At 38.5% G+C, this 23448-nt stretch carries 26 protein-coding genes; 8 read left to right on the top strand and 18 right to left on the bottom strand.

Going from position 1 to position 23448, the window contains the following annotated elements:
• Window positions 1-53 precede the first annotated feature (53 nt).
• Window positions 54-800, bottom strand: coding sequence for an iron-containing redox enzyme family protein (locus tag F909_RS05140; protein WP_005152877.1), 747 nt, complete (start codon window positions 798-800; stop codon window positions 54-56).
• A 294-nt stretch (window positions 801-1094) separates the two neighbouring features.
• Here F909_RS05140 and F909_RS05145 point away from each other — a divergent pair, with 294 nt between their 5' ends.
• Complete coding sequence (locus F909_RS05145) at window positions 1095-2324, top strand: GGDEF domain-containing protein (protein WP_005152876.1); 1230 nt, start codon at window positions 1095-1097, stop codon at window positions 2322-2324.
• A gap of 107 nt (window positions 2325-2431) precedes the next feature.
• Here F909_RS05145 and aroC read toward each other — a convergent pair whose 3' ends face one another.
• The 7 genes from aroC to F909_RS05180 form a co-directional block, all read right to left on the bottom strand.
• On the bottom strand, window positions 2432-3523 hold the full coding sequence (gene aroC, locus F909_RS05150; protein ID WP_005152874.1) for a chorismate synthase: 1092 nt from the start codon (window positions 3521-3523) through the stop codon (window positions 2432-2434).
• 11 nt (window positions 3524-3534) lie between these two features.
• Window positions 3535-4545, bottom strand: a complete 1011-nt coding sequence (gene prmB / locus F909_RS05155) for a 50S ribosomal protein L3 N(5)-glutamine methyltransferase (protein WP_005152873.1) — start codon at window positions 4543-4545, stop codon at window positions 3535-3537.
• Between the two features lie 126 nt (window positions 4546-4671).
• Window positions 4672-5877, bottom strand: coding sequence for a tryptophan synthase subunit beta (gene trpB / locus F909_RS05160; protein WP_005152868.1), 1206 nt, complete (start codon window positions 5875-5877; stop codon window positions 4672-4674).
• Between the two features lie 37 nt (window positions 5878-5914).
• Window positions 5915-7102 (bottom strand): vWA domain-containing protein, encoded by a 1188-nt coding sequence (locus F909_RS05165; RefSeq protein WP_005152866.1) that lies wholly within the window; start codon window positions 7100-7102, stop codon window positions 5915-5917.
• Window positions 7103-7114: 12 nt separating this feature from the next.
• Window positions 7115-7966, bottom strand: coding sequence for an AAA family ATPase (locus F909_RS05170; protein WP_005152864.1), 852 nt, complete (start codon window positions 7964-7966; stop codon window positions 7115-7117).
• A 37-nt stretch (window positions 7967-8003) separates the two neighbouring features.
• Window positions 8004-8390 carry a hypothetical protein gene (locus F909_RS05175; RefSeq protein ID WP_005152862.1) on the bottom strand — a complete coding sequence of 129 codons (387 nt, stop codon included), beginning with the start codon at window positions 8388-8390 and terminating at the stop codon, window positions 8004-8006.
• Window positions 8383-8688, bottom strand: a complete 306-nt coding sequence (locus tag F909_RS05180) for a YcgL domain-containing protein (RefSeq protein ID WP_005152860.1) — start codon at window positions 8686-8688, stop codon at window positions 8383-8385. Before F909_RS05180 ends, F909_RS05175 begins: the two co-directional genes overlap by 8 nt.
• 170 nt (window positions 8689-8858) lie before the next feature.
• Here F909_RS05180 and F909_RS05185 point away from each other — a divergent pair, with 170 nt between their 5' ends.
• Entirely contained in the window at window positions 8859-9593 is a 735-nt protein-coding gene (locus tag F909_RS05185; protein WP_005152858.1) for a class I SAM-dependent methyltransferase, read from the top strand.
• Window positions 9594-9615: 22 nt separating this feature from the next.
• Here the strand turns inward: F909_RS05185 and F909_RS05190 are convergent, their stop codons facing one another.
• The 4 genes from F909_RS05190 to F909_RS05205 form a co-directional block, all read right to left on the bottom strand.
• On the bottom strand, window positions 9616-10758 hold the full coding sequence (locus F909_RS05190; RefSeq protein ID WP_005152856.1) for a ribonuclease D: 1143 nt from the start codon (window positions 10756-10758) through the stop codon (window positions 9616-9618).
• A 289-nt stretch (window positions 10759-11047) separates the two neighbouring features.
• Window positions 11048-11644 (bottom strand): recombination mediator RecR, encoded by a 597-nt coding sequence (gene recR / locus F909_RS05195; protein WP_004653413.1) that lies wholly within the window; start codon window positions 11642-11644, stop codon window positions 11048-11050.
• Between the two features lie 68 nt (window positions 11645-11712).
• Window positions 11713-12042, bottom strand: a complete 330-nt coding sequence (locus tag F909_RS05200; RefSeq protein ID WP_005152852.1) for a YbaB/EbfC family nucleoid-associated protein — start codon at window positions 12040-12042, stop codon at window positions 11713-11715.
• Between the two features lie 12 nt (window positions 12043-12054).
• Entirely contained in the window at window positions 12055-13242 is a 1188-nt protein-coding gene (locus tag F909_RS05205; protein ID WP_005152848.1) for an O-succinylhomoserine sulfhydrylase, read from the bottom strand.
• A gap of 135 nt (window positions 13243-13377) precedes the next feature.
• On the opposite strand from F909_RS05205, the gene F909_RS05210 reads away from it, so the two are divergent.
• Window positions 13378-14463 (top strand): alpha/beta fold hydrolase, encoded by a 1086-nt coding sequence (locus tag F909_RS05210; protein WP_005152847.1) that lies wholly within the window; start codon window positions 13378-13380, stop codon window positions 14461-14463.
• 3 nt (window positions 14464-14466) lie between these two features.
• Complete coding sequence (locus tag F909_RS05215; protein WP_005152846.1) at window positions 14467-15339, top strand: NAD(P)-dependent oxidoreductase; 873 nt, start codon at window positions 14467-14469, stop codon at window positions 15337-15339.
• 109 nt (window positions 15340-15448) lie between these two features.
• On the opposite strand, the gene F909_RS05220 is transcribed toward F909_RS05215, so the two are convergent.
• The 3 genes from F909_RS05220 to F909_RS05230 all read right to left on the bottom strand — a co-directional run bounded on the left by F909_RS05220 (window position 15449) and on the right by F909_RS05230 (window position 17069).
• Entirely contained in the window at window positions 15449-16030 is a 582-nt protein-coding gene (locus F909_RS05220; RefSeq protein ID WP_050559998.1) for an isochorismatase family protein, read from the bottom strand.
• A 188-nt stretch (window positions 16031-16218) separates the two neighbouring features.
• The gene (locus F909_RS05225) at window positions 16219-16428 is read right to left on the bottom strand and encodes a hypothetical protein (protein ID WP_005152844.1); all 210 of its coding nucleotides are present in this window, start codon (window positions 16426-16428) and stop codon (window positions 16219-16221) included.
• Window positions 16429-16475: 47 nt separating this feature from the next.
• The gene (locus tag F909_RS05230; protein WP_005152841.1) at window positions 16476-17069 is read right to left on the bottom strand and encodes a LysE family translocator; all 594 of its coding nucleotides are present in this window, start codon (window positions 17067-17069) and stop codon (window positions 16476-16478) included.
• Between the two features lie 437 nt (window positions 17070-17506).
• Here F909_RS05230 and F909_RS05235 point away from each other — a divergent pair, with 437 nt between their 5' ends.
• Window positions 17507-17950 (top strand): BLUF domain-containing protein, encoded by a 444-nt coding sequence (locus tag F909_RS05235; RefSeq protein WP_005152839.1) that lies wholly within the window; start codon window positions 17507-17509, stop codon window positions 17948-17950.
• 197 nt (window positions 17951-18147) lie between these two features.
• Window positions 18148-18465 carry a DMT family transporter gene (locus F909_RS05240; RefSeq protein WP_005152836.1) on the top strand — a complete coding sequence of 106 codons (318 nt, stop codon included), beginning with the start codon at window positions 18148-18150 and terminating at the stop codon, window positions 18463-18465.
• Between the two features lie 488 nt (window positions 18466-18953).
• Here F909_RS05240 and F909_RS05245 read toward each other — a convergent pair whose 3' ends face one another.
• From F909_RS05245 to F909_RS05255, 3 genes are all read right to left on the bottom strand, one after another.
• Window positions 18954-20066: an OmpW/AlkL family protein gene (locus F909_RS05245; RefSeq protein ID WP_005152831.1), complete on the bottom strand. Its 1113-nt coding sequence runs from the start codon at window positions 20064-20066 to the stop codon at window positions 18954-18956.
• Between the two features lie 240 nt (window positions 20067-20306).
• Window positions 20307-20891 (bottom strand): lysozyme, encoded by a 585-nt coding sequence (locus F909_RS05250; RefSeq protein ID WP_005152830.1) that lies wholly within the window; start codon window positions 20889-20891, stop codon window positions 20307-20309.
• A 683-nt stretch (window positions 20892-21574) separates the two neighbouring features.
• Window positions 21575-21760, bottom strand: coding sequence for a hypothetical protein (locus F909_RS05255; RefSeq protein WP_005152822.1), 186 nt, complete (start codon window positions 21758-21760; stop codon window positions 21575-21577).
• A gap of 754 nt (window positions 21761-22514) precedes the next feature.
• Here F909_RS05255 and F909_RS05260 point away from each other — a divergent pair.
• Window positions 22515-22784 (top strand): YARHG domain-containing protein, encoded by a 270-nt coding sequence (locus F909_RS05260; protein WP_005152820.1) that lies wholly within the window; start codon window positions 22515-22517, stop codon window positions 22782-22784.
• An 82-nt stretch (window positions 22785-22866) separates the two neighbouring features.
• The gene (locus tag F909_RS05265) at window positions 22867-23280 is read left to right on the top strand and encodes an HIT family protein (RefSeq protein WP_005152819.1); all 414 of its coding nucleotides are present in this window, start codon (window positions 22867-22869) and stop codon (window positions 23278-23280) included.
• Window positions 23281-23448: the final 168 nt, after the last annotated feature.

Raw genomic sequence — 23448 nt, 5'->3', positions numbered from 1 at the left:
GTTGAGGAGGTTTTCACTTTAAATCATCTCTGATGGAACTGTGAGCCTTATCTTCAATTTTTATGTTGAAGCTTATAACACTCATCTAAAGCAAGCTCATAATATTCAAGTCCTTCCTTCGCCGCTAAGAATGCTTTCTTTTGTAGTGCAGGGTCTTTATCGCACAAGCGCTTAATCAGCTCCATTGCCTCATATGGATGCAGATCATCATAATGCGCATGCGCTCTTAACCATGCCAACGAGCGTTTATTAATATTGACTTCGGGATGTTGTGTGTAGGTCTGAATCCCTTTATACACCTGAATGGTCCAATCTCCTGTCGCCCATTCAATCGCGAGGTTGGTTGCCGCAATACTTTCAGCCAAGCTGCCACGAAAATTGACATCCCACAAGAAGTGATTAACCGCATTCATTGCGACTGGTGGTTTAACATTATTCAACATATCAACCGTTAGACCAAAGCCCCCAGCCCAGTCCTGATACCAGTTCAAATGCCGCTCTTCCACTTTAATGTTCTGAATCAACCAGTCACGGGTTTCCGTTACCCCATCTAGTGAAAAATCTGTCGCTTTTGCAAGAGAACCCGCCATATATGATGGAAAATGTGCGACGAGTGGATAAAAATTCAGTAAAGCTGAACGAAAGCACTCAAGGCTTAAACAGCCATTGGCCATATCCAAAAATAAAGGATGTTTACTTACCCGTTCTTTTGAGGGTAATAATTCATCCCAGAATCGTTGAGCCCAACCCGAATGAGGTGTAATTTCTAGTTTTGTTCCATATTGATTCATAGCAGTCATTGCGATGCATCCTATTTCGTATGACTTAATCCAACCATGTTCCATGATTGCTGCTTTTTTATAAATTGTATCCTAATATCGTAAAGATACAATCGCTTGTGATTTAGTTTGTAACAGTTTTTATTTCTTGAATGTAATTTAAACTTGAATCATTATATTAGGCAATGACCATTATATAAAAATTAATATTTTTTTATAATCTAATACACATTCTATTTAAATCAGTGTAACGTAGTAAAAAAATAATCCCTATTTTGACATTTATAAGAACATTTGGGAGTGGTGAGAGATAAGATGAAGTTGAAAGCTTCCAATATTTTGGGACAAGAACAAATCGACTTGTTAATTTCTCGCGGGCTAAATTTAGTTTGGTTTCCTAAAGAATTAGAAGCGATCTATCGAGATCAGTATAGAAATGAGGCTGCGCATGAATTCCGCTATCGCGCCCCTATTATTTTGGGTTTATATCTATTTCTAAGCTTCGGTATCTATCAAGTTTTGCCCACAGACTTGCGTATTACTTGGATGGCGACTTACGGCTGGGTAGGTATCATCATTACCTTGGCATGGTTACTGTCTTTTCTGCCGATCATGAACAAATGGTTTGATCATTACGTTTGTATTGGCTCGACAGGTGCTGTTGCAATTTCCTTCACCATCATCAACGTGTTAGAACAAGGTCAAAATAATGTCCTGTTCCATGCTGCGATGATGTATGCCGTGGTCATCATCTATGCTTTTGTTGGAATGCGCTTCTACACTGCAATTATTGCTGGCTGGGTCGGTGGTTTGATTGGTATTGCAGCCAGTACATGGTTCAGCGGTGCAATTGACTGGACCTTCTTAAACCGTACTTATACCTTCAGTAGTTTCTTAGGTATGGCACTCGCTTATGCAACCGATCGGCAGCACCGTGAAAACTATTTGCAGAACTGTATGATCGAACTTAATCGCTTAGAATTGATGCGACAAGCACAGCAACTGTCCATTCTCTCTCAACAAGATGCATTGACTGGTCTAGCCAACCGACGCTATCTGGATGAAGTGCTTGAAAATGAGTGGAAACGGGCGACACGTCATGAAATGCCAATCACCATCATGATGATCGATATCGACTTTTTTAAGCTCTACAATGACACTTTAGGACATATTCAAGGTGATCAATGCTTACGGCGAATCGCCATCATGTTAGGCTCTATCGCCTCACGTAGCGGTGATCTTGCAGCACGTTATGGCGGAGAAGAATTTCTTTTGCTCTTTTCGATGACTGATCGCGATCAGGCCGTCACGCAAGTACAAAGACTGATGGAGTTAGTACGTAATATTGGAATTTTGCACCCACGTAGCAATGTTTCGAAACACGTGACCATTAGTGTAGGTGTTGCAACCATGGTTCCCTGTGTTGGAGATAGTCTTTCTGAGTTTGTTGCACAAGCAGATCATGCATTATATATCGCGAAAAGTAATGGTCGGAATCAATATCATATTGCGACATCAGATAATATGATTTCTGAAGCTTTATAATTCATTCATCATTATTAAATGAATATTAAACTAATTTAATTTCATACTGTTAAAATGTGACACAAGCCACACATATAATAAATTATTTGTGTGGCTTAATATTTTTATTATGGCTCAATCGGTTTAAATGGAGCAACAACATCTGCATTTTGTGCGCGATGTCTTAAAAAGTGATCCATTAATACAATTGCCAACATTGCTTCTGCAATCGGTGTTGCACGTACACCCACACAAGGGTCATGACGACCTTTGGTCAATACATCCGTATTTTCCCGCTCGATGGTAATGGTTTTCCCTGGCGTGGTAATACTTGCAGTTGGTTTCAATGCAATTGCAACACGAATGGTTTGACCGCTTGATATTCCACCCAAGATACCACCAGCATGATTGGCAAGGAATCCATCTGTCGTCAGTTCATCACGAGTCTCATGACCAAACTGCCCAGCAACCGCAAAACCATCACCAATTTCAACGCCTTTGACCGCATTGATGCTCATCATGGCATGGGCAATATCTGCATCTAAACGATCAAATACAGGTTCACCCCAACCCACAGGTACTTTTTCAGCAACGATTTCAAGTTTTGCACCACAACTGGTTCCTTGCTCACGTAAAGCAGTGACTAGTTGCTCAAAACGCGGAACTGCATCGACATCACCACAGAAAAATGGATTATTCGGCACTTCTGCCCAATCCAGTTTTTCAGCGACTTCATTACCAATTTGTGTGACATGTCCACGAATATCAATACCAAACTTTTCAGCAAGATATTTCTTCGCAATCGCACCCGCAGCAACACGCATTGCCGTTTCACGCGCACTAGAGCGGCCACCGCCACGATAGTCTCGGAAGCCGTATTTCTGTGTATAGGTATAATCAGCATGACCAGGACGGAACGTTTGAGCAATATTGCCGTAGTCTTTTGATTTTTGATCGGTATTGCGAATCAATAAACCAATCGATGTTCCAGTGGTTTTACCTTCAAAAACACCAGAAATAATTTCGACTTGATCAGGCTCTTTACGTTGAGTTGCAAACTTTGAAGTTCCCGGTTTACGGCGATCTAAATCTTTTTGCAGATCGGCTTCACAAAGCTCAAGACCAGGCGGCACGCCATCGACAATCGCCATCAAGCCTGCACCATGTGATTCACCACATGTTGTTACTCGAAAGAGTTGTCCAATACTATTCCCTGCCATGCTTTAACCCCTTAGTTTTGAACTGATTGCTGAAATACTTCTTTATAACGGCGGCATTGTTCAGCAGTTAAAGCAAAAATACCAGAACCGCCTTTTTGGAAAGTTAACCAATGGAAGTCAACTGTATTGAAGTTCTGACGCATTGCCCACTCAGAATTACCAACCTCAATCACGATTAGACCATCTTCAGTTAAATAATCAGCAGCTTGAGCTAACATTTTACGGACCAGATCCAAACCATCTTGACCCGCTGCCAAAGCAAGTTCAGGCTCATGCAGGAATTCTTCTGGTAAATCCGCCATATCTTCAGCATCGACATAGGGTGGATTACTTACGATCAAATCATATTGATTTTCAGCAGGAATTTTTGAAAATAGATCAGATTCAAGCAACGCCACTTGATACTGCTTATCATGATGCTCTGTATTAATTGAAGCCACTTCCAATGCTTCTTTCGAAATATCAGTCGCATCTACTTCTGAGTCAGGGTATGCATAAGCTAAAGCGATCGCAATACAGCCTGAACCCGTACACATATCCAAGATACGTTGCGGTGTTTTTGGGTTTTTGCTTTCTGGTAAGTTGTTTAATGCTTCCAACATTTGACCATTTTCATTTAAGCAATATGGTGCAAAGCGTTGTTCAATCAACTCAGCAATCGGTGAACGCGGAATCAAGACACGCTCATCGACATAAAATGGTTTATTGAAGAAATATGCAAGGTTCAATAAGTATGAAGTTGGAATTCGATCATTGATACGACGTTCCAAAAGACTTAAAAATTCAGCTTTTTCACTTGGCAATAGCTTCGAATCTAAGATTTCTGCATCAGCTTTCCATTCAAGTGAAAGTGTTTGCAAAACAAGTGCAGAGCTTTCTGCAAAATAATCTTGAGTCCCTTGACCTAAGTGTGCGTCGTATTGACGGAGTGCGGTTACACCAAAACGGATAAAATCTCGAATGGTTACTAAGTTTTCAGCCGCTTCTTGTATATGTTCAGGGCTGATTGTAGGTCGCTCCACTTAGGCGTCTCCAAAAGTGCTAATTGCAAAACGCTTTATTCTAACGGGATTAAGGTCGATTTAACAATAAAAAAACCGCCTCTCTACTAGAAGCGGTCTTTTAACATCAAATATCTGGTAAAAAACTTATAAGCCTAATTTTTCAGCCACATAATCCGAGTCTTTATCACCACGACCAGAGAGATTAACCACAATCTTGATGTTCTTATCCATTTTAGGCGCTTCACGTAAAGCCCAAGCAACCGCATGTGAACTTTCCAACGCAGGTACTATACCTTCTACACGTGAAAGGGTCATAAAGGCATCTAAGCATTCTTGATCAGTCGCTGTTTCATACTGCACACGACCCAACTCTTTGAGGAAGCTATGCTGTGGTCCTACACCAGGATAATCCAACCCAGAAGCAATTGAATGTACGGGTAAAGGTTCACCCTTATCATCTTCGAGAACATAACAGGCCATACCATGAATCTGACCCGGTTTGCCTAAGGTTAAAGTCGCTGAGTGTTTATCGGTATCAAGACCATGACCCGCAGGCTCGACCCCCACCAATTTAACGTCGGGCAGATTTAGAAATGCGGTAAATGCACCAATCGCATTCGATCCACCACCGACACAAGCCACCACATAATCTGGATTTTGTCCAAAACGCTCATTGGATTGAGTTTTGATTTCATCGCCGATAATCGATTGAAAATCTCGAACCATTTTCGGGAAAGGATGTGGGCCGACGACCGAACCAATCGCATAGATATAGTTTTTCGGATCTTTTAAATATTCTTCAAAAGCACTATCCACCGCATCTTTTAACGTCGCTGTACCTTGTGTTACTGAAACCAGTTTTGCACCCAAGATTTTCATTTTCACGACATTAGGATGTTCTTTTTCGATATCCACTTGCCCCATATGAATTTCACATGGAATACCGACCAGAGCACACGCTGTCGCCAAAGCGACACCATGCTGGCCTGCACCCGTCTCAGCAATCACTTTGCTTTTGCCCATGTATTTGGCAAGTAAAGCTTCACCCAAACAATGGTTGATCTTATGTGCACCAGTATGGTTTAAATCTTCGCGTTTCAGATAAATCTGCGCGCCACCAAGTTGTTCTGACAAACGCTTGGCATGGAACAATGGACTTGGTCGACCCACATAGTTTTTGAATAGGTCGTTTAACTCATCTTTAAATTCAGGCGTATGACGAATCTCTTCATAGGCCGCATTAATTTCATCCATTGCTTCTTTTAAATGCGGTGGAATGAACTGACCACCAAAGCTGCCAAAGAAACCGGCTTCATTCGGCAAAGCAACGCCATTAATTTGATGTTCCATATATTTTCCTGTTCTTATAAAGTCTTCATCTAAAATTTTAACGTGATAAATAGCGGGTCATGTCCTCAAGGCCTTTTAAAGTCATTGGAAACATATGACCTTCAAAAATTTCTTTAATCCAGTTAATCGTTTGAGTGTAATGCCAATAACCTTCCATTTCAGGATTGAGCCAAGCCGTTTTATCAAAATGCTGACGTAAACGTCTGAGCCAAACTTCCCCAGATTCTTCATTCATATATTCAACTGAACCACCCGTAGACTTTAACTCATACGGCGCCATGCTGGCATCACCAACTACGATGACACGATAATCACGTCCATAAGTATGGAACAGATCCCACGTATTCATACGTGTTGAGCTACGGCGATGGTTATCTTTCCAGACATAGTCATACAAACAGTTATGGAAATAGAAATATTCGAGAGTTTTAAATTCTGATTTAGCTGCGCTGAATAGCTTTTCGCATTCCGCAATATACGCATCCATTGAACCGCCAATATCAAACAGTATCAAAACTTTGATACGGTTACGACGCTCAGGGACTAACTGTACATCTAAGATACCTTGCTTTGCCGTTTCGCGAATGGTGCCATCGACATCCAGCTCTTCAGCTGCACCTTGACGAGCAAACTTGCGCAAACGACGTAAAGCAATTTGCATCTGACGTGTTCCCAACACTTGATCATCATCAAGATTTTGGTATTTACGTTGTTCCCAAACTTTTACCGCTGAACGTTTACGTCCTGGCCCACCAATGCGCACACCTTCTGGATGATCACCAAAAGCACCAAATGGTGAAGTTCCCCCAGTGCCAACCATGCGATTGCCACCCTGATGCTTTTTATGCTGTTCACGTAAACGCTCTTCCAACATTTTCATCAGTTCTTCGAGAGAACCCGCTTTTTGCAATTCTGCACGTTGTTCAGGGGTAAGATGCTTCTCTAACAGTTCGAGATCAAACCAGTCTTGAGGTAACTTTTGCACTTGTCGAAGTAACTCATCCAAGTCAAAAGTTTCAATGCCATCAAAATAATCTTTCATGGCCCGATCGAATTTGTCAAAGAAGCGTTCATCTTTGACTAAAACCGTTTTAGCCAGTTGATAAAACTCGTCCTGATCTGCAAACACAAGACCTGAAGCTACCGCCTGATTAAGATCAATGAGCTCACGTGTTGTTACAGGTACGCCATATTTGCGTAAGGTGTAAAACAGTCGCACAAACATTTTTAAACACTCTTAGCGGCGTGACATAAAGGCTAAACGTTCAAGCAATTGCACATCTTGTTCATTTTTAATCAATGCACCATACAATGGTGGGATCGCTTTAGATTTATCGTGGTTACGTAACACATCTTCAGGCATATCATCTGCCATCAATAAGCTCAGCCAGTCAATCAATTCAGAAGTTGACGGCGGTTTCTTCAAATTCGGAATTTCACGTAATTTAAAGAATACCTGTAAAGCTTCACTCACCAACGTAGTTGAAATATTCGGAAAATGAACTGCGATGATTTCACGCATGGTTGCATCATCAGGGAATTCAATATAATGGAAGAAACAACGGCGCAAGAATGCGTCTGGAAGCTCTTTCTCATTATTTGAAGTAATAATCACAATCGGGCGTTGTGTTGCGGTAATGGTCTCGCCTGTCTCATAAACATAAAACGACATTTTGTCGAGTTCATGTAATAAGTCATTCGGGAACTCAATATCCGCTTTGTCAATTTCATCAATCAACAATACACAACGCTCTTCACTGGTAAATGCTTCCCACAATTTACCAGGCTTAATATAGTTTTTAATGTCGTAGACACGATCATCACCTAACTGGCTATCACGCAAACGCGAAACCGCATCATATTCGTACAAACCTTGCTGAGCTTTGGTTGTCGATTTGATATGCCACGTAATCAACTTTAAACCCAGACTTTCAGCCACTTGTTCGGCAAGTAAGGTTTTACCTGTACCTGGCTCACCTTTAACCAAAAGTGGCTTTTGCAAGGCACGTGCAGCTTTCACTGCAAGTCTTAAGCTATCGGTCGCAATATATTGATCTGTACCAGTAAAGTGTTGTGTATCAGCAGACATTTAAAAAAACCTTATTTTTCTATATTTAACATCGTATCTAAACTGAACGTGCAGTTTTATTTGCAGTGTATTTTGACCAGCAGAAACCGATCAGCAACCCCAAACCAATGACAAACAGAATCAATGATAAGTTTGACCAGATTAAGACATGCTCTTTGGTTAGAACACCAAAAAGTAAGCCAAAAATTGCTGGTGCCAAGGCCGAGTTTGGACCTTCAGAAATTGTAGGTGTTGCAAGAACGGCAAAGGCCACAATCCATAAGATTCCACCAATTGGATTCGGTAGGCGTGACATCAAGCGATACCAACACCACAATGCAATTAGCGTCCCTGTAACATAAACAATGATCGCAACATTCTCTTCAGGAAACTGATCCAGTACTGAAAGAATGTTTGACCAAATTGCTGTTAAAGTTTCAAGCACCGCGTAAGCCCTCTGGTTCTACCGCATTCGGATTGATCAACCCTTCTGGCGGCATTTGAATGAAGAAGCCTTTGGTATTTAATGAATCTAAAACATGTAGAACATTAGCACGTGCAAGTTTACGTTCATTATGAAGTTCTAAATGCATCACAAAGGTCGCTTTGCCAAATGCTTGTAAAACTGTTTCTGGAACACCTTCAAATGGGCTTTCTTGTTCCTTGTCATCAGGATAATTTGGACGAGCAATATACATATACATTTCATCTTTCTTGCTCGATCTATAAATATCGCAGTGCATGTTTACTCACATCTATTAACAATCAAAGACAGCATACATGAAAATAAAAATGGATACATTAAGGATTGTTAACGCTAGAGTCGTCTTTTTAACGCTGCATAACAGAAGCAACTTTCGGTTATAAAATCAAAATGTCATAATCCAACGATAAAACTCATGCGAAAATTTATATGTCACAAAATAAATATGATGATCCACACTTTTTTACTGAATATTCAAAAATGCCTCGCTCAATCCATGGGCTAGATGCCGCTGGTGAGTGGTCAGTATTTAAAACCCACATGCCAGCGTTGAAGGACAAAAAAGTTTTGGACTTAGGTTGTGGCTATGGCTGGCATTGCCAATTTGCCGCTGAACAAGGTGCTCGTTCAGTGATCGGGATTGATTTATCCGCTAAAATGCTTGAAAAGGCGCGTCAGCTAACATCAGCCAAAAACGTGGATTATCAACAGGCCGCAATTGAAGACTTTGCAGCAGATACTGCCAGTTTTGATGTCATAATCAGTTCTCTCGCCTTGCATTACATCCAAAATTTAGAGACTGTCTTTGAAAACGCAGCACGATTACTGGTTCCGCAGGGTGAGCTGTATTATTCCGCAGAGCATCCAATATTTACTGTACGCGCACAACAAGACTGGATCTATGCTGCAGACCAACAACCTATCTATTGGCCTGTCGACCATTATTTCGAAGAAGGTAAAAGAGAAACCCATTTTTTGGATGCGAATGTGGTGAAATATCACCGAACTATCGAAACTCATGTGATGGCACTAATTAAAGCTGGGTTTGAGATCACCGCACTTATTGAGCCAACACCTCCGTCCGAAATGATTAAGAAAATGGGCTGGGAAAATGAACTCAGACGTCCAATGATGTTAATCATTAAGGCAAAAAAAAAGAGCTAATTGTTTAGCTCTTTTTAACATTTTAATGTGCAATCTTCATTTGACTGGCTAAATACTCAATATCTTCTCGCAACAGTGCAATCAATGGCTGAGTGAGAAGCTCATAACGCCAACCCATTAAATAATTAGGTAATGATTGTTCATCCAAATGAAATACCACATGCTCATAGATGGCATTCATCCATTTTTTGCGCAGCAACACTTCTTTTGGTATCCCTGTTTTCAGCACTACACTTTCAATCAAAGCATCAATTTTCGGTGCAATTTCCTTGGAATTACTCTTCACAGGTCGTGCCATGCGCAATGGCCACTCATCCTCAGGTGGTAAAAACTTGAGTAAATCTAAAATGGTTTTGCCATGCTCACGAACAATATGTGGACGGATATCTTTAATCCGAACCAGCTGAAAATTATTACGTGGATTTTTTTCTACCAAATCAATCATCGTGGAGTTTCTAAGAATAAAACTACGCGGTTGATTCAATGCCTTGGTAATCTGCTCCCGCCAAATACTCAATTGTTGCAGTTGCATTAACTCACGGCGTGAATGACGGTAATTGCCAATATCGGTATACAGTTCTGCCAATGGGGTTTCCATTGCGATCTCTTTGGTGAGATTCTGGCAATCCTCCAACACGTATTGATACAGCCCCTTCACTTTCAGATCATTTTTTAGGGTGTCTGCAAGTTTGGTTAAGTAGATGACATCATTTGCCGCATAACACATCTGCTCTTGTGTCAATGGTCGAGCTAACCAGTCTGAACGGGTTTGATCTTTTTCAATCTCAATATTCAAACACGTCTTCAGCGCATTTTGATAACTGACTTGTAAACCGTGCCCTAGAAATGCTAATGCGACTTGCGTATCAAATACATTGGCTAACGGTTTTTGATCTGCGTAGTGGTAAATCAAATCAATGTCTTCACCACATGCATGGAAAATGTTCTGCTGTGCCGCAAAAATTTTTGGCCAAAACTCGGTAAAATCCAAGCTTGCGCCATCAAGTAATACAATCTGACCGTTTAAATTAATTTGGCAGACACCAAGTTTGGGATATAAGGTATCGACCTTAATAAACTCAGTATCAAGTGCGTAAGTGGAACATTGTTCCATCTGGCTGAGGAGAACAGCTAAATCGTTTTGCTGCTGGATAAACTGAAACATGTTTGCTCAAATAAAAATAATATAGAACCTTGTGCAATAGGACTGTCTAATATCAGTCCTTGCTCAACTGAAATCAAATACAAAAAAATAACTGGTATTCCATATACAGAACATGAAATCACTCCTCTTCCATTTATCAAAAAACGAAAATCCTTTTCGCTTGCTCATAGTGCCACAAAACATCCCAAATAGATCTACGATAATGTTAGACAATATGTAAAATTTAATTATTTGTTTAAATTAACAGCATGAATTTAATATAAATATAAAAAAATGCGAATGAAGCCTATTATTTCATTCGCATACGGTTATGTACAGCTTGGCTCAAAGTATGGCTATCTACATATTCCAGCTCACCACCTTGTGGCACGCCTTGTGCAATTCGGGTCATATGAATCGGTAAATGTTTGGTCGCTTCAACCAGATAATGTGCTGTGGCTTGTCCTTCAACAGTCGCATTAGTCGCCAAAATGACTTCTTGAATCTGCCCTGCGCTTAAACGCTGAATCAGATAAGGAATCCCAATTTCTTCAGGACCAATACCATCTAATGGTGACAAATGCCCACCTAAAACATGATACTTGCCACGAAAGCTACCACTCTGTTCAATTGCCATCACATCTGCGGGTGATTCAACCACGCATAACAATTGTTCATCGCGTTCCACCGAAGCACAAATATCACAAATTTCATTTTCGGTTAAGGAATGGCAAATATGACACTCATGAATATGGCTTGATGCTTCATGTAAAGCATGTGAGAGCGCAAATGCACCTTCACGGTTTTTCATTAACAAATGTAATGCCATACGTTGTGCTGATTTAGGGCCAACACTTGGTAAAATACGCAATGCTTGAACTAATTGTTCAAATCTTTCACTAAACACAAATTAACTCGATCATTGATAAAAAAGACACCCTAAGTGCTTCATCTGAACACTTAGGGTGTTTTGAATTAGAATAAACCAGATAAACCTGGTGGTAAGCCCATTCCTGTGTTTGCGCTTTGTAGCTTTTCTTCAGAAATAATTTCAACTTGACGTGCAGCATCGTTCATCGCTGCAGCAATCAAATCTTCAATCATATCTGCTTCATCTTGTAACAATTCAGGGCTAATTTCGATACGCTTAACCACATTGCGGCAAGTCATCGTTACCTTAACTAAACCACCGCCTGCTTCCGCATGAACTTCAGTCTTCGCAAGCTCTTCTTTGGCTTTTTTAAGATTTGATTCCATATCTTTTTGCATGCGCTGAGCTTGCTGCATGAGCATATTAATGTTCATAAGTTTCTCTCGTTAAATTAAATCTAAACCGCGTGATATGTCGCGAATAATATCATCAATGTCTTCCAAACCAACAGACACACGAATCAAGCCTTCTTCAATTCCTGCGGCTTGTTTAGCTTCAGCCGACATTCTACCATGCGAGGTGGTTGCTGGATGTGTAATTGTTGACTTAACGTCACCTAGATTACTGGTGATCGACAAGAAACGGGTGTTATCAATTACCGTCCACGCACCTTCACGTTCACCTTTCACTACAAAAGATACAACCCCACCAAAACCTTTTTGCTGTTTTTTCGCCAGCTCATGTCCTGGGTGATCAGGTAAACCTGCGTAATACACTTTTTCAACTTTTTCATGTTGATGTAACCATTCAGCAAGTTTTTGTGCACTTTCACAATGTGCCTTCATGCGAATGCTGAGCGTTTCCAAGCCTTTCAAGAAGATCCATGCATTAAATGGACTCATTGAATTACCCAAGGTACGGATCACGCCGTTTACTTCTTCAAGTAGATCATTTTTCCCAACCACCGCACCACCTAAGGCACGGCCTTGCCCATCGATATATTTTGTTGCTGAATACAACACTAAATCAGCACCAAATTTAATCGGCTGTTGTAATACTGGTGTACAGAAACAGTTATCCACTGCGAATAAAGCGCCATTGGCATGTGCAATATCTGCAATCGCCTGCATATCACCCACTTGTGCCAAAGGATTAGACGGCGTTTCAATGAATAAAATACGCGTATTTGGACGAATCGCTTGTTTCCAGCCCTCAAGATCGTCTAGATCAACAAAGGTCACTTCAACCGCAAATTTCGCTACATATTTTTCAAATAAAGCAATGATTGAACCAAATACTGCACGAGAACAAATCACATGATCGCCAGCTTTTAGGTACGCCATACACATCGCATGTACTGCAGCCATGCCTGAACTGGTTGCAACTGCACGCTCTGCTCCATCCAGCACAGCTAAACGCTTTTCAAATGCCTGAACCGTTGGATTGGTATAACGTGAATAGGTATTTCCTGCGATTTGACCTGAAAATTTTGCAGCGGCATCAGCAGCACTTTCACATACAAATGATGACGTTAAAAAAATCGGCTCACTATGCTCACCTTCAGATGTACGATCATGCCCTGTGCGAATTGCCAGTGTTTCTAATTGGTATTCTAAATCATCGCTTGGATTCATCGTTTTGTATGCCTTATGATCATAATGTGGAAATATGCCAATATTTTGAGCGTCTAAGGTATTTAAGGTCAAGGCATAAGATGAAATTATCGCTTAGACTTCGTGCAATCTTGACTCATGATGAGACATTCTAAGATGAAATCGCTTGTGGAACAGCAAAAAATAAATTTTAAACATCTGGCTATGCGTGTATTCGATGCAGACAAACTGGTTTTGTCTCAATCAACACCATATCAAGTGATTGCGCAATTCCAACAAACTCGTGTGCGTTTCTACGCATCAGAAAATAAACGCTATAAAGAACCCTTAGTTTTCGTCGCGCCATTGGCAATCAATATGGATATCTATGACTTATATCCTTATCGCTCATTGATCAAATACTTTCAGGAAAGTGGTTTTGATGTTTATCTGATTGATTGGGGCAAACTCACCTATAAAAATTATCAAATTAACTTTCTATCTTTTATTGATAAGTTTATTCCAAAATGTATTGAAGCCATTCAACAACATTCCAAATCCGAAAAAATTTCGCTGCATGGTTGGAGTATGGCAGGTATTTTTGTCACACTTTATACCGCACGCCATCAGCCAAGTGTTGTCAAAAACCTGGTGGTTTTAGGCAGCCCAATCGACAGCTATGCTTCAGGTTATATTGGCAAACTCTATAAGACTTTGGCCTATCTCACGACCCGCAACCCAACCATTAAAGACTATATCTACAATCGTTTACCAACGCTGATGATCCATTCGCCAGGTTTTCTAAATTCGCTTGGATTCAAGTTGTTAGATCCAAAGGGATGGATTGACGGCAATATCCAATTATTAAAAAATTTGGATAATCTGAAACTGGTACAAGAAGATGCTACCTTGAGTCACTTCTTAAATAACATGATTGATTATCCGGGCGGTGTGAATCAGGACATGCTGTTTAATGTCTGGCTGCAAAATCCATTAAAAAATGGTGTCATCCAGCTCAAGAACAAAACCATCGAATTGAAAAAGATCAATTGCTCACTCTTGGTTGGCGCAGGTAAAGGCGATCAATTGGTGACTGCAGAATCAGCATTTCCGCTAACCCAGTTGACAAGCAGTCAAGATGTCACGTTTACTCTTATCCCTGGCGGGCACTTAGGTTTAATGTCTAGTCAAAACAGTTCAATTGAGTTCTGGCCAACACTGGCGACATGGTTAGCCGAACGATCGACGCAAATAAAAAGGTAAAGTATGACTCAATCTGTTGCATTTATTGGTTTAGGCGCTATGGGCTATCGTATGGCAGCGCATCTTCCTAAAGATTTCGAAAACGTTTATGTCTGGAATCGAAATTTTAGTAAAGCAGAACAACATGCAGCAGAATATGGCAGCACAGCAGTTGAGCTAGCTCAAGCAGTCCAAGCCGACATTATCTTTTCTTGTTTGCCGACCAGCGATGACGTTGCAGCATTGATCGAAGGTGTGGAAATTAAATCTGGATCGATCTGGATTGACTGTACCAGTGGCGTGCCAGAAACTGCACGCCGTTTGGCTGAAAAATTAAAAGCACAAAATGTAGACTTCCTGGATGCACCTGTCAGTGGGCAAACCATTGGTGCTGAAAATGCAACCTTAACCTTCATGGTTGGCGGTGATATTAATGCATTTGAAAACGCTTACCCTGCAATGGCCGCTGTGGGTAAATTGATTCAACATGTCGGCGAATCTGGCGCTGGCTTTGCAGTAAAAGCAATCAATAATATGTTACTTGCTGTGAATTTATGGTCTGTTGCAGAAGGTTTTAGTACTTTAAAAGCACATGGTGTCAATCTGGATGCAGCACTGAACTGTATTAATGCTTCAAGTGGCAAGAGCCTAGTGACTGAAACCATTTTTCCACAACGTGTACTGAGTCGAGAGTTCCCCGTAACTTTTGGTCTACCACTACTCGCAAAAGATACAGGTATTGCGCTTGATTTAGTCAAGGATGCAAAACTTCCTGCACCAATTCTGTCTTTAACTCAAAGTTTGATTCAAGCAGCGAGCTTAACAGCTGAACCAAATAGTGACTTCTCCACAGCAGTTAAGTTGTATGAATCGTGGAGTAAAATTACGCTGAAATAGGATTTATTCTATATCAAACTTTATCTATAAAATATTAAAAACCGCTCATTTGGGTGGTTTTTAATGATTATAACACTTTGTTGTGTATCATCATTTGTGTCAAATTTTCTTAAAAAAATACCTCATTCACTGATGCACAAATTATAATTTCATCACCAAGTGACCATTCTGCTACTCTAGCCACCATAGCAGCAGGTACACTCTCCGATCCTGGTCCTGCTGGCACATCATAAGTCGCATGCGCATCATGAGGTAACAACACATCAAAACCAAGTTCTAAAGCAGCACGTGCTGTTGCAGCAACACACATTTCAGATAAAACACCACATATCGCTATAGACTTAACATGATGATCATCCAAAATTTGTTGAAGTGATGTTCCTTTAAAACCACTATCTTCACTTTTTCGAATAATAATTTCATGCGGCTCTGGAGGAAAAAATAACTCCCAGCCAACTTCGTAGGGTTCATCTAAAGCCCCGATTTCTCCATCATTTTGCAAGAAAATCACTGGTGCATGAGCAGACCTCGCCTTAGCAAGTAAAATACGGATTGAAGCAAGCAGTTGCTTTGATGCAGGCACAGCTTCTGCACCTGATACAAAAGCATTCTGCATATCTACCACAATCAGCGCATCGACAATATTTGCTTGAATTGAAATAGCGATCTCCTCTATTGATTCAAGATCAATTTGGTCATAGGGCTTACTAGTATTCACATCAATTTTGAAATCTTTCCATTAAAAACCAAGGCTGTGTAGATCTGTATATCAATTTCATAAACATATTCTATAGCCTAACAGGAGCGACGACCTTCTTTTATTTATCGGGATAGAAAAACCTCCCGAAGGAGGTCTTATTGAGACGTATCTAAATATGCCTAAACAGCCCCTACATATCGATAAATACTTCCATCTTTAGGGTTCTCAAAAAGCAAATCCATATTTGGCAAAAGAATCTCTCCTTCAACTTCGATATGTTCAATTCGTTTAAAGAAAGGAATTTCTTGATCATTAATGGCCTTTACTTTGGCAGTCGCGATCTTTTCAGCTTCAAATTGATCCTTTACTTTAATTTTTATAGTCTTCATTAAAAACTCCAATTTTTTAAATTTTAAATACAATAGCAAAAATAAATTTAGAATGATGAAATTGCTGAATAAGCCAGCGGCATCGCAAAGAAAGTCAAAACAAACGCTGCCGAACGTTGCAAGTTACGTTGATTCAGCCAAGAAATTTTGTTGGAAATTAAAATAGATCCAAACGCGATCCATAAGAAAGCAATCGGAGTAATTAATGCTAAGAACGTCCCCATATGAACAAGATATTCATGAAGGTTGATCCAAGCAGTGTGTGGAAAAATGGCTGAAGCAAATAATAATGCTTTCGGGTTAAGTAAGGTCGCTACGAATAAAGCCTTAGAGGTAATCAAAGGTTGATTCAAATCTAGATCTCTAGTTGAAGTAATCCATAATTTAATTGCCAAATAAATAATAAAAGTCGCACTGAGCAATTTAATTAAAGGAGGTAGCCAAGGAACATAGTGTGAAACAGACTCAAGTAAAAAGCCCCATGTTGTAATGGCAATAAAATAACCGATGACCTCCGCGGGGATCAGTTTCAGAGAACGTTTGATCCCGGCTTGGATTCCAGATGAAGCCAATAATGTATTCGTTGGACCTGGTGTTAGTAAGATCGTAATAATCAAACCAATAAACAGAAATGACACCATAGACAAATACCTTTGCTAAGTTTCGCAAACGCAATATGGCAAAGTAGATCATTACTTGTCGACAAAATGGTTGTAACCAAAAATATTGTTATTATTTTTTCACTTTATAAATCAGCAGCTTAATAAGTTGTAAATTTAATTCAAAACTTAATCAATCCTTTATGAATATGTGATAAAAATCACATTTTATTAATAATTCCATGCAGATAGCCCGACTCTAGTTCACATAATATTTTAATTCGCAATAAAAATGTATAGATCAGATTTCAAGTACATTCGCCTTTTTCTCCTTGGCAAATTATGACTAACTCTCCGTTTTCACTCAGATTAAGCAGTGATGGTTTATGTTATTCACGACTCCTGTTACAGACTAAAGTATACAAACTATTGTTTTTTCTATATAACAAGGTATCAACCTTCAAAAATGAGCATATTTAATGGAGTCTGTAAGACTTTTATACGTAAGCAAAATTAAGAATATTGACTCAAACTTAAAAAAAGACCTGATTAAAATCCTTGATGAGGCTGTTGATTTTAATTATCGCAATGATATTAGAGGTGTTTTATATTATGGTCATGGCTATTTTGTACAATGTCTAGAAGGTCAAAAGCATATTGTTGATGATTTGTTTTATAACAAAATTGTGAAAGACGAACGGCATATCAATTGTGAAATCCTCTATTACACTCAATGTGAAAATCAATTTTTCTCACAATGGTCTATGAAATTTTCCCCTATTAATCAGAACATTTCAGATTTTTTTACGAAGTACCATCTAGAAGAATTCAACCCGTATCTGCTCACAGCTGAGACCGTTGAGAAATTCGTTTCTGTATTAGCAGGTGAACCTGAATACGATGTGCAAGCTTATGTTTCGTAAATGAAATACCTTTTCATCTCAGGGTAATAAGTAAAAGGGATTGTTTATTCAATACCTTTTACCAACAGGAAAAATTTAACAAAAATAAATTGAAGTCATTCCGCAGTGGTGCTTATATAGCTTAGAAGAGGACGACCTCTTTGTTGAGTTTTTTCAAGCTTTAGGACGACCTAAAATATTAATAATGAGGTGTCGAAATGGCTTGGGCCTATCTAATTTTGGCTGGTATTTTTGAAATCGTATGGGCATATTCAATGAAAATGTCCGATGGTTTTACTAAACTTACCCCCAGCATCATTACCATTGTATTTATGATCTTAAGCTTCGGCCTACTCGCTGTGGCAATGAAAACTTTACCGTTAGGCACTGCCTATACGATTTGGGTTGGCATCGGTGCTGTTGGTGCATTCTTGATTGGTATATTTTTTCTGCATGAGCCAATGGGCTTTTTACGTCTTTTAGCTGCTGCTTCTATCGTATTTGGTGTGATATTGATGAAGGTAACATCAAGCTAATTTTCATTTATATAAAAGCCCTCGAATGAGGGCTTTTATATTACTTTTAAAGAATATTCTCTTTTTTCTATTTTCCTAATCTCCAAAATCTCTCACTTAATTTGGATTAATAAAATAGAAATATACGATAAGAGTAGCTAGCAGAATGCTTGCAAGTGTTAAATAGAACCCCGTTGTATTGAAGCTTTTCAAGAATTTCAAAATAGTCATATTTCGCAATTTATTGATAAGTTACGAGAATTATCACACAATTCAACTCTCATTTGAGTTTTAATTGATCAAAAAACAAACATTCATATATTTTTCTCTTCGGTATAATTTACCTATATTAAGGATGTATCAGATCAATTCGTATAGTTCTTATTTAAATCCTACTGCTCAAAATAATAAGTCTTTCACACCTCCTGCATTATAAAATTATTATGTAGAAAAGAGCAGCTACACGAATAATCACTCTTCTCTACACCCTTCATAGCAGAAACTAGTATTTAGAAGCGATAGCCAATCCCCATATAGGTAATAAGTGGGTCAATATCAATCTTTGTTGTTGCATGAATTAATCTACTGCCAGTGCTATTGTTGACAACATCAATTGTTGCCTTATTATTCAGCTTCGCATAGGAAACCGAACCTACGCCATACCAAGAATCATTAAAGTCATAAGTAAAACCAACCGAAACAATAGGTGCAATTGCATCATCAGCATCGACTTTAACACTCATATCACCACTCGAAACTTTACGATCTAACGCAGCCCCAGCCTTTCCGTCCAATACATTTTGAATCATGTGTCCAGCTGAGATTAGATCAGACCGGATACCATCATTGAGTTTAATTTGATTAAAATGAGCATACATCAAACCTGCACCAACATATGGCCTAAACTTATCTACTCCGCTTTTCCCAAACTGATATTGTGCTTCTATTGTTGGTGTCCAGGCACGAACTGTTGCGGCTTTAGATTTATTACCTAAATTAGTAATAGGTACAGCTTGACCCAGTGTAATTCCATCAGGGAATAGAATTTTTACAATATCATTCGGTGATACGGCCAACCCACTTAATGGGGCCAAAATTTCCCCTTTACCTTTAATATCAACTTTTGGTGGTATTCCACCAATAAACTGTAATGAAACTTTATCATTCAAGTAATAGTTGAACGTCAAGCCCAAGGTATCTACGTCATCAACCTCTAAACCTGCACCATTTTGTTGCCATTTTTCTAGTCCGTAAATATTAGCATTGCCTGCCACCTCAGGCAAAATATTACCATTCCCATCTGTTAGCAAGACAGTCATAGATGGGTCAGCTAAAGCCAGTTCTAGAAATTCTTTTTGATTAAATTTCTCACCACCTAAATCAGTTCCCATTGCATTCGGATCAACTGAATTTAGAAAGCTAGTCGTTGAAATGCTTCCAACTGTAGCTACCGTTCCATTTTTAACATTCGTATTAATATTAAAAGGATTTGCTTTACCCTGAGGCATCACATGTAACCAACCCACTGAAACAGAAAACCTTTTAAATTCCTGTGCATAAGTCAGATTAGTTAATGTGATCAAAGTAGTTGCTATTACAATTTTTGTTGCTGTTTTTTTCATTGTATTTCATCCTGAAATTCTACATTACCTGATTTAGTAATGTGTTTCCCGAATATAACTACAAACATATTTTTATCAAATGTTAAATTTTAGTTCCTGATAAAAGGAGATTAATCACTTGAATAGTGTGATCTACTTAACAAATGCATAGTCTTTTTTATTGATTGGTAAATTAAATTTAAAACAAAATGAAGTTATTGTTATAACTAAAATCTCAAGACACTACGGCACAAATAATAATTACATCTTTAAGAATAAACTCCTCTCTACTTCACGACGGCGCACTAACCCTCTTAAGATTTTCCCTCCACCTTTATTCCAAACTAGGAATTGATCTGCTGCACCCCCATAGTCATTGAGGTTTAACTTTTTTAAAAGTGTGGAATTTTTAAAAGCTGTCTGGCCAATGTTATAAGTCAGAGAAACCAGTGCATCGAATTGATTTTGAGACAACGCAACACTTACATTTTCATTTACAGTAGCCTGAAATCGTCTTAAATCATGCTGAAAAAAGAACTTTGCCTGTTCCAAAGTACAAGAGTCACCTTTCTTAACTCGAGTACCGTTTGGATAAACAGTTGTGCCAAAGCCAATCGTCCACACATCTGTACTATCGTCATAGGCATGCAATTTTAAATTTTCAAAGCTTGTAATTAGATGAATACCATCAACACTTATAATTCTTGCTGAATCAATGGCGACACCCAGCATTTCAGTAACATCAGTTGCAATTGCAATATTACTTGAGTCATCAGTAGGATGCTTCTTTGTTCTTATTAAACTGTCAAGACCGATTTTTATTAAGAAATCAAATATCGCTTTCATCAATCATTCCTACCCTACCTAACCGCTTTATCACTTAAAAGCTATTATGCTCAATGAAATAACGTTGATCAAAGCACGCATCAAACGATTACTCTGACGCTTTCGCTCAATCCACCCAGCTAACAGCTAAGATTTCTGAACCATATCACTTTTCTTTAGACAATAAAAAACCATCTTCGCAGATGAGGTGAATTAATTTTTGAAGTTTTAACAAAAAATAGTTAATATTCTTATAATTAAAAATGTATGAAGGCAGGATTAGCTTTACTTTATCATCGTCTTAATTTGGGTTAATAAAGTAAAAATATACAATAAGAGAAGCCAATAACAAAGTGGCAAGTGTTAAATAAGACCCTGTCGTATGGAAGCTTTTCAAAAATTTCAAGATATCCATATTTCACTATTCCTCACAAAATCGAGGCAATTATCACATATTCATGAGAAAATTGTGAAACATATTGTGCTAAGAAAATTAGCATTTCAGCCAAAAATTAAAGTTTAATCAATTTCACCTTCCTTCGTATGCTTCAACAGATCGGCCGAAGTAAATGCATTCCAACAATGAATGTAGGTATATACCCATTCTAAAGTTCAATGCTTTTAGTCCGCTTATGATGTCGTCTAGACAAATTTCAGCCATAAAAAAAACCGTACTCATTAGTACGGTTTCTTAGAATTTTAAATTATTCGGCTTTTTTCCAAAAAACAACAGCTATATTGAACTCATATTTTATTAAGAATGCACAAGCGATAAGCCCTATACACACTGACAGTAGTGTTAAATCCCCAAGCACACTACCTACTACAAAAATTAGCAGTCCAAGTATATTCAAAATATAAAAGACAACAACTCCCAAACCATCATTCATCATGTTCCCCAAAACACAATTTCAAGAGCATATAAATTAATTGTATTACAAACTTTATACAATATAGCTGGGCTATTGAATTTTATGTATAGTTTCTTTAGTTTAAATGGTTTTTCCAGTTACACAATCCTACATTAAGTACAATCTTTAACCATTGTCTGACATATGGTTATTTCCATCGATTTAAAACTCATCTAAATATTTTCGGCGATTAAAAAGCCCACTCTAATGAGTGGGCTTCCCCTTAATTCTTTTGCGCTGAATGAAGGTTCTTGTTGTTTAGTTATTATCAAACAACAGAGCGAATATAGATAAAAGCGTGATGCAAATCAACAAAATTATGCGATTCTTGTGATTATTTTAAAGATAAACTAAATAATTAAGAACCCTAGGGCACCCAATCCTTAGCGTTGATGAAAGCTTATTTCTTTCCTAAAATTTAGCTATGAGTCAGAGAAACAACAAAATTGCAATATCGTAAAAAATGCCCAAATGCCATACAACTAAGTTAAAGTATGAAAAACAACAATAAATATAATCACTTGTTTTATATTAAATTAAATAAAAACTATTGATATATAAGGTTTTTCTGTATTATATGGATAAATTATGGAGTAAAATTACACTCGTACTATACAGTTTCATTGAAATTTCTTTAATAAACCTTATATTGGTATATACGTAGCAATCAAGTGCCATATGAATAGATTCCATACAGCTTTGATTTATACTTTTTTGATTAGAGGAACACCTCATGAATAAGTTAATGGTTGCAGTTTTCGCGGGTTTAGTTACCCTGACTGGTTTTAGTGTACAAGCTGCAACACCAGAACAAGAATGTAAAAAATTACAGGACGATTATAACCTGATCTATGCATCTAAGGGTTTCTGCTTCAAAGATGCAGATGCTAAAGCAAAGTTTGGTAATGAAAACTGCCACACCACTAAACCAAAATTTTCAGACAAAGAACAACAACGTCTTGATGAAATCAAAGCTCGCCAAAAAGAGCTAAACTGCAAATAGATAATCCTTTACGGAGTTAACTGCTCCGTATCCCTCTGCATTTTACCGCTTAAAGCAATACGCTCTATTTAAAGGATGAATCATGGCATACGATGACCAAAATATTTTTGCACGCATCCTACGCGGCGAATTACCTGCGATCAAAATCTATGAAGATGACCAAGTTCTCGCTTTTATGGATATTATGCCCCAAGCCGATGGTCATGCTTTAGTAATTCCTAAAACACCTGCTGTGACTTTGCTAGATCTACCTGCTGATGCGGCTGCCTATACCATCCAAATTGTTCAAAAAATTGCAAAAGCTATAGAAGCAGCGTTAGATGCTAAAGGTATCGTTTTAATGCAGCTGTCTGGTGCAGCAGCAGGACAAACGGTACCTCATGTACACTTCCATTTGATTCCAAGTTCAGTGCATGAACTTGGTCGCCATGCCGCAAAAATGGGTGATCAGGAAAAGATTGAAGCATTAGCTGAAAAGATCAAAGCTGCACTCTAGTTTTTGATTTTTAAAAAGACGGAGCCTTTACTCCGTCTTTTTTATTTCCTAATTATATAAAAAATAATAAGAAATATAATTATTACTAAATATGAATCGTCATCAAACTGTCATTTATTCTTCACTTCTCTGTCACAAAGTTTACCGATACTGCATACAAGTCAGTGA

Origin of the sequence: Acinetobacter sp. ANC 3929 (assembly GCF_000369405.1) — a bacterium.
GTDB lineage: Bacteria > Pseudomonadota > Gammaproteobacteria > Pseudomonadales > Moraxellaceae > Acinetobacter.
The sequence above is the reverse complement of the archived record's forward strand: the minus strand, read 5'-3'. Positions and strand labels throughout refer to the sequence as shown.